The organism is Kineosporia sp. NBRC 101731, from assembly GCF_030269305.1.
Taxonomy (GTDB): Bacteria; Actinomycetota; Actinomycetes; order Actinomycetales; family Kineosporiaceae; genus Kineosporia.
Genome location: NZ_BSTC01000009.1, coordinates 237,756 through 251,175, shown reverse-complemented (window position 1 = coordinate 251,175; position 13,420 = coordinate 237,756). Strand labels below are relative to the sequence as shown.

Annotated in this window: 1 protein-coding gene (running past one end of the window); it reads right to left on the bottom strand. The window is 66.0% G+C overall.

The features are described 5' to 3' along the window. On the bottom strand, window positions 1–13,420 hold the beginning of the coding sequence (locus tag QSK05_RS24025; protein ID WP_285599561.1) for a WXG100-like domain-containing protein. 15,788 nt of this gene lie to the left of the window's left edge; only the first 13,420 of its 29,208 coding nucleotides appear in the window; its start codon is at window positions 13,418–13,420; its stop codon lies off the left edge, out of view.

Genomic DNA, 13,420 nt, shown 5'->3' with positions numbered 1-13,420 from the left:
GGGAGAGTGTCGGCAGAGCCGGGCCGTCGAAGGTCTGCGCCGTGGAGAAACCCAGGGTCAGGCTACGCGACCTGGCTTCGCCCGTGCCCTGGCGCACGCTGCCCCGGTTGTAGCTGGACACGGTCGCGCCCGGGTGCGCGTGTGTCTGCTGATACCCGCGGGCTTCGGGGTCGCGAACGGCTCGTAGCCTCAGGTGAAGTACCCGGTCCCCCAGCAGAGCGTCGCCCGCCAGGATGAACTCCATTCCCCCGGCCCTCAGCAACGGAAGGTTGCTCAGCAGCACACCGGGGGTCAGCATGCGGCCGAGCCCGGCTGTCACCGTGGTGCCGGAGAGCCCGAACGCTGCCGACCTCCCCAGAGACCAGGGAGCGTGTTCGCGCAGCAGCCGGGTGACTTCGGCCAGAACCGGGTTGTTCAAGGTCAGGGACGACTCCCCGGGAACGGGCAGCAACGACGTCGTCACCGAGGTCAGGGGCAGCACCGGGTACTCGGGCACCCGGCGGTCAAGAGCACTCTGCCGCTCGTCGGCGGCCAGCAGGACGGATCCGACGGTCGAGTCGACGATCGGTCCGGCGACCGGTGACCGGCCGGGCACGGGCGAGAAGAAGGTGACGCCGCGGGTCACCCGGACCCGCCGCCGGTGGGACTGATGGCTGTGCCGAAAACTGTTTTTCGCCGTGGACATCCGGGAGACCGCGACGATCTGCCAGTCGACCGGAGCGGTGTGGCCGGTGTAACGCATCGGCACGCTCACCGATCCCCCGGAGAACCGGTCCAGTGTGCTCGAGGTGCTCGTCGTGGTGTTTCGGCTGTAGCCCGGACCGAGCTGAAGGTAGCCGCCCTCACCGACCGTGTTGCCGAAGCCATCGGTGCGACGGGCCCGGTTCAGCGCGACCCTGACGTTGGCGTCGACCGACCAGCCCCGGGACCAAGAGTCCGAGGTCGAGGTCAGAGCGCTGTACTCGGACGCCAGGTCCGTCATGAAATCGGCCTCGGTACCGTCGTCCTGGACTTCACCGACCGTCGGGACGACGGCGAACTCCACCTCCCGCAGGCCCAGTCTCCGGCTCTGCCGGATCTGGCCGGCCAAACCGTCTTTCTCCAGGGCGAATACGCCGTTCAGTTGTTCGGGAGTGACCACCGTCCGGGCCCATCGATGCGCCGCTTCGGAGGTGAGTCCCACCCTCATGAGGGTCGTGGCCAGGGCCAGCCGCAGATCGGCGATCCCCGCCACCGACACCACCCGATCGCGGGAGGTGATCACGTCACGGGTCTGGTCGTCGCCCGTGTGTAGCTGCTGCGCCAGCCATTCCCCACCGAACTGCCGGCCGCCGATCCGCAGGCCTCCTCCCCGCACCGGGCGGTCCAGCTCTACGGACGATGTCCCTCCCGGAACGCTGTCAGCATCAGTGGCGTCCACCTGATCTTCCTGCCGACCCGTCGGCAACTGGTCGGGCGGATTGACGGGCGGCCTGACGGGCGGGGTCCCGGTCCGGTTCTCCGGGACCAGCCAGGATGCTGTTGCCGGGACGGTCCCCTCCCTGCCGGCCAGGCTCCAGACTCGCTGACGGCGACCCGTCAGGGCACGCCCCAGTGCCTCGATCCCGCCCAGGAGCAGCGGTAGTACCCGCTGACCCCGGACCCGTTCGACCGAGACCTGGGTGGTCAGGGTGACGGGATACCGGAAGGCCCACGCCGGACCGGACGAGCTCAGTCCTTTGGCCACGTAACCGTTCTGATAGACGCCGGTTCCACCGCTCGACGACAGGTTCCCGGACACTCCGGCGGCCATCCGCAGGCTCAGGGTCAGCTCTGAGGACAAGGGGATGTCGAGGTATCCACGAGCACCCAGAGTGCCCCGGAAACCACGACTGGAGGAGGCGGACCGGTCCTGCTCGCTGTAACCACTGGGTTTGACCAGGATGCTCACATCATCGACCCGGGTCACCCGGTCGGGCGACGAGGACGCGCGCCGGCCCTCCAGACGGAAGGTGATGTATTCGACGTCGCCGCTGCTCAACTGCCGCTCGTAGGTCACGGTGAGCCCACCGGTGGAGAAGATGGTGTCCTGGTGGAAACGGAGGTCCGGAGCGCCGAACCGGGCGCTGAGCCACTCGGACAGCGTTCTGCGTTCCAGAACCGTCCACCGGTCAACCCGCACCGGCGTGCGGTCGGCGGCCTCGGGCATCGGTTCACCCCGATGGTGCTCCAGCTCGCGCAGGTCAGCCATGAACTGCTGGGCCAGGTCCTGAACACCGGTCAGCCCCAGTCGGCCGGTGAAACCCGACGGACCGGTCGCCCGGCTGAGCTCTGGGGGTGGATCACGCAACAGCACCGGCGCCACTTCTTCCGGCGCCTGCGACGGCTGCTCCACCGGAACCGTGTCCGTTGGCTCCGTTGTATCCGTTGGTTCAGCCGGGACTCCCAGTGCGTCCAGAACCCGTTCGAAGTCCTCGACGAACGCCTCCGGCACCCAGAGCGTGACAGTCAGTTCCTGGCGTACGGGCTGCGGGGCCGGGCCCGGACGGCGGTCCTCCTGCTGCATCGGACTCACGATCTGGTTGCTCACCTCGGCATCCAGTCGTAGCTGGTAGGACACGCTGGTACCACTGAACGTGGTCCGGTAGCCGGCGCCCCCGGCGGAAGAACCCACGACCCCCGTCGACGTGCCGCTCGTGAACGAGCCACCGGCGACGAAATAGGGCATGAGAGTGCTCGAGGCATCGGGGTTGATCCAGGCCCCCGCACTGAACGACACGCTCCCGGAGCGACCCTGCCCCTGGGAGAATGCGTTCCACGTACCGGCGTCGAGCCGTACGGGTACATCCGTGGCCCGACCGGTACGTTGCGCCGTCAAGACCTGCGCGCCCATCCGCTGCAATAGTCGGCGTCCGTCCGGCAGCACCGTGGGAGGAAGATCGACCGTCGTCCCGAGCATCCGGGAAAGTTCCGGCAGCAGAACCGGTTCGCTGAAGCGGTGGGCCAGTGCCTCGATCGCGGTGTTCCGGGCCAGGTGCGCCGTCCGGACCAGATCCAGCGCCAGTGCGCGGCGCAGCAACCCGAGCCCTCCGATGCCGCCCGCCTCGGTCGCCACGCTCTGCAGCGCAGAGGTCAACGGTCGTTGCGCACTGCCCTGGAACAGGCGATGACGTCCGTGGGCGGCTGTGGCGATACTGCTCGGGAAGGAAATGCGCAGCGGTGCAGTCGTCTCCGGATCGACGATCCCGCCGGTGGGCGCCGCGCCCGTGGGGGTCACCTCGACCCGCAATCTCACCGGCAGGTCGAAGTACTCATCCGGACCTCCGGGCCGAAGACCACCGGAGGTACCGAACTCGGACCTCGCACCCTGGCTGAGAGACGTCGTCGCGGAACCACTGATCCCGGCGTTCGGGTTGTAGATCGGGTTTCCCGCGGCGATCGAGACCCAGGCCCCCAGATCCAGGGTCATGGTGGTGGACATCGTCTCGCCGACCGAGGTGGTCCGCATGATCAGGTTGTCCATCGGCCCGGCGGTGGACTCGCCCTCCCGCATCAGCGGCAGACTCGACGGCTCCACCCGGGTCGCCGAGCCCCGGTCGGGCAGGTCGAGCCGGACCGTCAGCACCCGGTCCGCGACGGCAACATCCAGTCCTCCTTCCAGCATCATCTGGACAGCGTTCGTCGCCCCCATGTCCGCTATCCGGGACCGCAGAGCCCGGCGCAGCGGGTCTGCCGACGGCACCTGGATCTGCCGGGCCACCAGATCGACGAAACCTTCGCTGTCGATCGCCTGCCCATCGAGGCTGTGGGCCAGTCCGAAAGATCCGAAGGCGAAATGCGGCGGATGCGAAGGGTCCTGCCGTTCACCGAAACCTGCGGGAAGGACGACTTCCGTGACCTCCGCATCCGGTCCGGGCGAGGATGACGCGTCCAGCAGGTCGTCCAGCAGGTCGCCGTCCGGGCCGGCCTGGAGCGCGAAGTCCCTGACCACGGTCACGAAGGCCAGGGCCTGCACCAGATCGGGACGGACCTCCAGAAAATCGTGAGTCCGATCAACCAGGCTCCCGTCGGCCGACCCTGACAACCCGGTCGCCGTCCTACGACGTTCAGGTCCCGCGTTCTGCGCAGTCTCCAGCTGCATCTCCAGTTCGGGATCGACGCGGTCGTCGTCGATCACCGGCGTGAGCTGTCGAGCCAGATGGTGCGCCGCCGCGAGGTCCCCGGCCAGCTGACGCAGGGCGGAGTCCTCCTGCGTATTCGGGAGCATCCGCTCGTAGTCTTCGGCCAGCTGCGCCGTGACGCTCTCCCCCGTCCGTAGATCGGGTGTGTCGCCCGACGGAACCAGGCCCGACCTCGACACCCGGTCCAGAGCGGCCAGTGCCGCACGAGCCGACGCAGAGCCGCTCAGCGTGGCCGCGACCAATGCCCTCACGGTGTCGCGCACCTGCGGCCCGCGCTGCTCCAGCAGCTCGGCGAAACTCACCGGCAGATGCTCTTGAACCCCTCTCAGCCGATCAGCGAACCGTTGACCCTCGGTGGGATCCGGCACCGATTCGCCGTCGAGGGCCGATTCGCCGTCGAAGGCCGATTCGTCCTCTTCGACGGACGCCACGGGCTCGGTGGACGCCACCAGGTCGGAGGGACTGATCACCACCAGGCTGAGGCCCAGGTCGCTCACCCCGCCCGTACCGGGTCCACGGACCCGTTCGCCCGCAGGCGCCTGCATCTCGGCCCAGCGCGGCCCTTCCACCGTGTGCCACAGAAGCAGAAGATGTTTCGCCCGATCCGGAGCCTGGCTGTGGACGAATGCCACCGAACCCACCGGCTGCGCCGCGATCGCCGATTCCGCGTCATGCACCGAAGCCACCGGAGTGAAGTGCGACGTGTTCAGCGTGCTCAGCAGGTCACTCAGAACCGGGGTCAGAACCTGATCGTCCCCGGCCCGGCCACGCACCCCCAGCCCTCGGGCGACCGACAGGCCCCGCACCAGGCAGTCCGTCAGAACGCGTTCATCGCTCTTCGATCCACCACGGTCGAACTCCTGGCTCTGGCTCTGCGCACGCAGGTCGACCGCGAGCAGCCAGTCGCCCAGTGCTTGCTCCACCTCCGCCGCTGTCCGCGGACGAGCACCCCGGGACCGTGTCAGCGCGGTCATCAGCATCTCGCTGGAAACCACCGGCCCGCCGCGAGAGCCGTTTCCCTGTGTAGAAGCGGTGGACGACAGACCCACCAGCGCCTCGACCGTTCGGTCGCCGGCCCGGAACCATTCAGGATCCGAGTCGCTGTCCGACATGCTGTTCGTCCGGCCCCAGGACGTCATCATCGCCGCGGTCGGTGGCCCGACGTCCTGCTGACCCTCCGGATCCTCCTTCTCCTCCTCCTCGAACTCCTCCCGACGGGTCATCGCATCGCGCTGCTCCGGGAGCGGTTCGCTCTCGTCGGCGGGACCCAGGTCGGCAGCGGGTCCGCTGATGTCGTCGAAGAAGCCCTCGGGGATCTCCTGTTCGTTCTCGGCGAGGAAGTCCTTGAGCTCGTCCTCCCGAATCCGGCCGATCATGCCCTGCGGCACGTCGAACGCCAGATGTCTGCCCGGAAGAGCGGGACCGGTCAGGCCGATGGTCAGATCGAAGGCGTAATAGTGGAAGACCTCGGTGTTCTCGCGGTTGTGCTCCAGAATATTGGCCGAGTCGGCCCCGGACTCCTCCTCCTGGTCCCACTTCCTGCCCAGACCCCCATCGAATTCGGAAAGGCCGCTGCCGGTCGCGGTACCGCCGATCACCTTGATCCCGAGTTCCTTGGCCCGGCCGCTGATCACCACCTTGTCCGCCGCCGAGGCGCTCTGGATGTAGTCCCTTCCCTTGAGCTCGGTCTGGGTGAGCTTGACCGCCTTGGTGATGCGCATGCCCACCCGGATGTCACCGCCGGCCTGGCCGATCGTCAGATCGAACCCGGCCAGGTCGACCAACCTCGCTCTCAGATTGTTCGACCGGGTGTTCTCGGTCAGCTGCATGCCCACCGGTGTGGCCGGCTCAAAGCCCTTCGTCGGGAGCTCGGTCTGCAGATCACGGAGATTCTGCTCGGTCCGATCAGCACGCCGCGTGACCGCCGGGGCAAGCTTCCGGATCAGAAGCCCAGCACTGAAGTCCACCTGTTGCACCATCCCGGCCAACCGCTGGCTGAGGGGATCCTTGGTCAGGGTCTCCAGGCGAACATTGTTCGCCTGGGCCGCCTGTCGTCCCTGAGTCTCCGTCGTCGCGTCACCCGGCCGGGTGACGTGCTCAGGAACCAGCAGCCGCATCGTCCCCTCGACCTTTTCGTGCTCAAACGAACGTACGGAGCGAAGGGCGTAGGCGATCGTCTCCAGCGTCTCCTGGTGAAAGGCTTCGTCCAGCGAGAGAAATCCAGACTGGGCGAGCTCCTGCAGATGGCTGAGGCCGGGCGGAATCTCCAGAAAGCTGCTCACCGTGATCTCGTACTTCACCACATGGTTGAACTCGTAGGAACCGTCTCTCATGGTGGTACGTGAGATCTTCTTGATATCGGAGCTTTCGACGTCCTGGTGTCCGCTCTGAAAATCCAGTCCGCCCTCCAGACGAACTCCCCCGAATTCGTCCTCCCCGTATCCAAGACCGAGCGCGGTTGCCTTCACCCCCCAGGAGGACAAGTTCTTCTGCTTCGTGGTCGCGTTGCTCAAACCCTGGCTGCGCAACATCAGCTTCGTCTCCGGCCGGTGCCGGACATCTTGGGTCGGGCTCAATTCGGCCGAGACCAGCACAGCGACGTAACGAACCGAGCCAAGAGCCCGTTTCAGCGGGATCCACGCCATGACGCCGGTGTTCAGCAACGTCAGGTGCTGCCGGGAGAGTGTCTCCTGCCCGAACGCCGAGCGCAGGAAGTCATCCACCGACACGGCTCCGGCCCGGTCACTGGGCCTGACCGCCTGGATGCGATCCAGAGCCGCCTTGACCGTGGCAAGCACCTTCGAGGCATCGACCACCTCGGCGTGGGAAGAGGCAATGGCCAAATTCGAGTTCAGGTAGGTCCGCGGAACATTCGGATATCGCTCCACCCCATCATTCCGCTGATTCAAGGCCATGTCCGCCGCGAGACGGTCGGGGATCAGGAAGTCCATGGCCTTCGACACGAGGAAGAAGTTCCGTGGGGCCGATACTTCGGGTGCTTCGCGATCGACGCGCACCTCCATCTCGAAGACCAGGTCGCTCCGGTAGGAGTGCACACCGCCGGAATATGTCGCTCGGGTGACGTCTGTAGCACCGGTCTGGGCGTCGGCCTCGGAGCCGAACTTCCGCCCGATCTGCCCCTGAACCTGCACCTTGACCTGGTCACGGCCCTTCAGGCTGTGACCTTGGCCGTGACTCTCACCGTCTTCGGAGGCACCGTGATCGTCCGGCGACAAGGATGCGCCGGCCTCGTCGGAGCTCCCCGCCTCAGCGGTCTCCTTGGCCTTGGGCTTCACACTGAACCGGGGACCGATCAGTGCGGAGGCACCGATGTGCCATGAGCGAGAAATTCCGGTACCGAGGTGGGACGTGCCGCTGGCGTAGTGCTCGAGCTCGACATCTTCGTGACGCTTCAGGTGTTCGACGTTGAGCAGGTGCAGTTTCATCCGCAGACTACGCTTGTCGTCAATTCTGACGACGACCCCTTCGTCGGAGAACCACTCCGCGAGCCGCGACTGAATATTACTGGGCCGCAGGGCCGACAGCACCGAGTCCGGGACCTCCCAGAGGTCGACGCGACCTTCGTCATTAGTGGGGACGTCTGGCGCGAAAATCACCTTTGCCGCCTCCTGAACCACCGGCTCGAGGCTGATGATTCGCGCGTACATACCGGGCGCCCCGCCCGGCACCAGAACTCGGTTCTGGATGAGTTCCTCGCCACCAGGCGTCACCGACCCCACCGGGGTATCCGGCCCGGTGGACGGCTCCAGCAGTGCATATTCGGGCGGAACCGCCAGTTTGGCAACAACGGTCGGTCCGCTGACTCGATCGTTGAGTCGCGCTCCGGGCACCTGGTTTCCGCTCTTGTCGGTCCAGCGCACCGCGATCCGGTACGTGATCGACTTCGTCACCTCGGTGATGGATCCAGCCGTCTCCGTCCGTCGATATCCCTTGCCCGACGAAGAGATCGATAGCTTCTTCCCCTGGCTCTTCCCCCCACCGAACGTGACCTTCCCGAGTTCCAGGCCGACGCTGCGGCCGAACTGCCACCTGGCTCGGCCATTGGCCGAAACTTCCCAGGAAAAGGCCGTGCCTCGTGAGCTCGAAACTCCGGAGGAATTCACCACCCGCGAGTTCACGGTGAGGTCATAGGACCGTTGCTCCGTGGTGGCACCGAGATCGGCCTGCACCACGACTTCCAGGTGCCGACGACCCAGATCGGCGCGATAGACAATGCCCGTCAGCAGATGCTCAAAATCTGCCTCCAGGGCCGAGCTCCCGAACACCAGGTCCAGCTCACCCATGACCTGGGCCCATTCGGGGCGCCGCGTGATGTCCTGGGTCACCCCGATCCATCGCTGGAACTCCACGATCGATCGGTGGATGGCGGGGCTCTGAGCAAACATCGTGGGATCGGCCCGGTAGCTCCCCCGGATCAGGCTCTGGACCTTCTTCAGCACCCGGTCCGATCCCGGCAGCCGAATGGCCTGGCCCAGTCCCGCTCCCTTTCCGGACGCCATCGGCGCCGGTTCGACGTTCCCGTTCGCCTCGAAAGGATCGTTCTCCAGGTCCTGCGCATCGGGCACCTCCCGCTCGTCCGACATCGATGTCGGCTCGGTGCCCCTCTCCGACAAGGCGTGTTCGAAAGCCTCTCGATCGTCGGCAGGAAGCAGGACCTCACCGTCGAATTCGACATCCTGGGAGGGCACCTTGCTGTTCTTGCCCAGGAATTCGACCTTGAGAACTCCCTTCACCCGATAGCGGACGACCTCCGCCTTACGCATCAGGGTCAACTTCGGCAGGGCCATGGAACTTGTTCCCATGGCCAGCGATCTCGAGACGTCGAGGCTGAGACCGGCTTGCGCATAGCCCTTGGTATGCGAGACATTCGGCAAGATACTGCCGGCCTGAGCCCCGATGCCCAAGGAAGACTTGGCCCCGAAGGTTCTCTCCGCGTGATGACTCTCGTCCGGTCCTAAATCATCTCGGATGATCGCCTCGGCAACACCTTCGTACCGAATCTCCGTCAGCCGGAAATCGACTCTGGGAACAACGTTCACGCCGCGCCGGAAGAATCCTCGAGAAGCCCGGATCTGCCCGCTGTTCACGCCGTTGGCCAGGAGCAACGTGGCCCGGTTCTTGAGCGCTTGCTCACTCAGGACGGAGTGAAGCGCCTCTTGCATACTCTCGGAGATGTCCTGGGCATTCATACCGCTGGCGCGCAGAGCCCTCTCGATGCCGAGGGCCAGGGGCTCCACGTCAATAGCGTTCAGCACCACCGGAAAATCGTTGACCGCCCGCGCCGAGTCCGGCGGAACCCTTTGCCAATCCTTGGCCCAGACCGGGATCTCCTCCGGCTGGGAGATTGCCGGATCGGACTGCTCCAGCACCGCCTCTGTACCCGACTCCTCATCCGCCGCAGGACCTCGCAGGAACGCCGTCGGTAGCGGGATCTGCACCAGGTTCTCCAGGAGATGCTGGTGCGGAACCCGGGCGCCGTCGATGTAGATCTGGATGGCCACCGAGGTATCAAAAGTTCGCTGCCCCGTGGAGATCGCCTTCCGACCGGCAATCAGGTTGCGCTTGTAGCCCTCGCGGTTGCCACTCGAAGTTACCATCGTGAATTGTGGTACCCCGATGAACACGGAGTGTGCCACCGAACTGGTCGGATAGGTCAGAATCTGAGTCGCCGCCGCTTCCCAGAGACTCGTCGTATCCGAGGTGAGACCACGGGAGAACGTCTGCCCACCGAAAGGAACTACGTATTCGCGACTTCCGGCCGCCGCCTCGGGCCTGGCCCGGAAGTCGGACAGGGTGGGGTGGAGCCAGATGGACTTGCCGGCGACATCGAACCAGACACCGTCCCGCACATAGTTCGTCCACCGATCGCTATCCACGTGCGGGTCACTCATCAGCTGTGTGACGTCCGACCCGGTCAGCATCGTCAGAAGCTCCTGCTCGATCCGATCGCGCATCTGCCTCGCCTTGAGGGGATCACGATGCAGATCGGCATTCTGCAAGTGGGAAACTACCTGTGCGACGACGTTGTTCACCAGGGCCGGATCGGTCAGAAGATTGACCTTCCCGACGGCGGCGTCGCCCAGCGCCCCGTGTTCCGTGTACCAGGGAGCCCGAACGTCGTTCGTCGGCATCGGGTCGTTCAGCGGCTCGGGGTCACCGGAAGGCTCAGGGTCACCCAGGGACTCAGGGTCACCCAGGGACTCAGGGTCACCCGAAGGCTCAGGATCGCTCAGAATCTCAGGATCGCTCGAAAGCTCGAGACTGTGTTGCACCCCTGGATCACTCACCGATTCCAGCGTGCTGGAGGGTCCCTCCCCCAAGGGCGTTGTGACTTCTTCCGATGCCTGGTTCACGAGCCTTGACGGCGCCGGGACCGAAAAGGCAGACGACCTGAAGAAGACCGGAATCGACCTGTCCACCGGGGCCCGGGGTACGCCCGGGACAGACCCTGCAGCCTCACCCTCGTCCGCACCCATGCCCTCCGGTGGCGACGCGATGCTTCCCGGGTGCGAATCGTGATTTTCCTCGACGGCTTCCGTCCCGCTCGGCTCCGGCGCCGTGGTGGCTACGTCTGCTTCGTTCGAAGGCTGCTCTACCGTCACCGAAGTGACCAGGTCGGAGACCTCCTCGGGTGACACCGGCGCATCGACCACCGTGGTGATCGGGTCCTGGTCGACCGTCGGCTTCGCACCTCCCCGGAGACCGCTGCGCCGACCGGTGATCGCTATCGCCAGGAGGTTCTCGGCGGTGCGCCGTGCTCGCTGCTCACCGTGATCGACCAGAGCCGTGGCAATCTCCACCAGCTGACGGTCCGAGGGACGTAGGACCGGATCGGCCAGATCCCGGGGGGAGGAGAACCGAACGGTCTCCCGCACGGTCTTGTCGAAGATCAGCCGGGCTTCGGTCGGAATATTGTGCCGGTCGGAACCTTCCAACGACACGGCCACCCACGCATCCAGCATCGGGTAGCCACCGACCCACGCCGGAGCCACTGCTCCCGCACGCGGGTGGGAGATCATCCGCGCAGACGTCTCTTCCTGCTGCGCAGGAGAAGAATTCGGCGTACTGGCAGGAGCGGATACCGGATCTGCGCGACTCGCGGACGGAGTCTCCTTCTGCTGCACCGAGACGCTCTGCTCAGCCGGCGCAGTGTCGTGCGCCGGGCCCGAAGACACCGCCGATGACACCGAATTTTTGTGCGCCGTGGTTACTTCCGATCCCCCACCGGTATCGACAGCCGAACGGACCGATGGCACCGGTGAAGCTGTCTCGAGCGTCGGGGTTCCCGTCGTTGTCGTACCCGTCATCGAGGGCGCCGTAGCGGACGGAGCTGTCGAAGACACCGACGGTGTGGAAGCCGCACCTTGCGGTGACCTGGCCGAGGCCGGAGCCACGGCGTCTTTGGCGGTGGGGTTGGCTTGTCCGGTGGACAGCTGCGAAGCCGTGGTCACACCCATCACTGTCGACGGCGACTCTGCGGACCCGTCCTGAGGTCCAGGGATGACGGTGGTGACGGAGGCCGTTCCACCGGCGGAGTGTGCATCAACGGTGGAAGGAGAGGCAGCCGAGGGGACAGAACCCGCGTCAGCCTTCGCCGGAACCGGTTCAGACACCGGATTCGGTTGCGCCTCGGAGGTGCCGGACTCATTGCTGGGCAAGCTGTTCAGATCTGGGCCGGCCACCTCGAGGCCGGACACCGGATCGCCCGAGGATCCTTCGGCGAAGGGAGCATCGAAGGCGTTAGCTGCCGATGGCGGCGAGGGGGCAGAGGCGGCAGAGGCGGCGACCGACGGTGACCCGCCCTCGCGATGATCTGACGCCGGGGCTTGACCGGACTCGTTCGTGGTGCTCGCGGGTCCGGTCGTGAGCGAAGACGGCGAACCACTCTCTCCGTCCGGCGAACTACCGGGTGAGACAGCAGCATGGGATTCCGGCAACGAAGGATCACCGGGACCGGCTGCGCCCGGTACCGTGGCGATCGACGAGCCCACGCCCGGGGAACCTCCTGCGGGCAGGACCGAGGTAGAGGGCCCCGTCGACGCCTCGGTACTCCCCGAATCCGTCTCCACCGGAGATTTGTCCACAGCATTGCCGTCACTCGGGGAACCACTCTGGGGTGACGCATCTCCTGTGACATCAACAGTCTCATGGGTCTGCTCGTCACCGTCGGTCGGCTGGCTCCCGGCGGTGCCCCCGGCCCCGTCCGGGACTGATCCGGAGCCGGCCTTCGGAGTCGCGGTACCCGGCGTGATCGGATTCGTTCCGGCTATCGCCGGAAGAACCGGCTCGGAAGCATTTCCAGGATTCATGTCGCCGACCTGGGGCGCGTCGACCTCCAGCCCGGCGGCCTTGCCGAGGGCCCGCCCCGCCGAGTCGGCAGCGTGACTGGCCGCACCGGTGAATCCTCCGGACAAGGCCGACCAGCCAATTTCCGAGATGTCGCCCCCGATGGGGATCGTCGACAGACTGACCCCGACCTCGGTGAGGGCCTCGGTGGCAGCGGCGCCGGCCAGCCGGGCGCCGGTCTTGTTCTTCACCGTGTCCGAGATGTACTTGGACCCGGCCTGGTGAAGGCCGCCACCCATCACGCCGCCGATGGCACCGAATCCGGCCGAATATCCCAGAGACGTCCAGTCCAGCCCGTGACGATTTCCCTCGAAGATCTGGATCGACTGGACCAGGGCGTCCTGGAACATCTCCTCGACCGCCTCACCGGCCGCCCACGAACCGATCCTCGACGAATACCGGGCGATCTTCGACGCCTCGTGGCTCAGGTGCTGCGTGCGCAGACCCAGACGTTTGATGATCCGGGCGATCGACGCACGACCGGCTGTGACGATGGCCGGGGTCAGGGCCGCGGTGAAAGGGCTGGAGAGCGCCGACAGGATCTCGGCGCCGAAGAAGGCCAGCTCGACGATGATCGAGTACTTGGCGTTCTCGATGTCCAGCGCGAACTGGCGCACCAGGTCTGCCGTCGCACCCGTAGCGTTACTGAGTTCCTCACCGCTCTTGGCCAGTTCGTGACCGTACCGGGCGAAGGCGCGTCCCACGGTTCCTTCGACGCTTTCGACCGCATGGCTGATGGCGGTGTCGAACTGGCCGGCCGAATCGATGTGCCCGGAGAGCTGATCGATCTGATGAGCGATGTGCCGGAGCTCGTCCTCGTCCCCCTTGGGCCAGCGCTGACCGCACAGCAGCAGGAAGACCCAGTCCAGCTCGTCCGGGACGGTCAGGCTCAT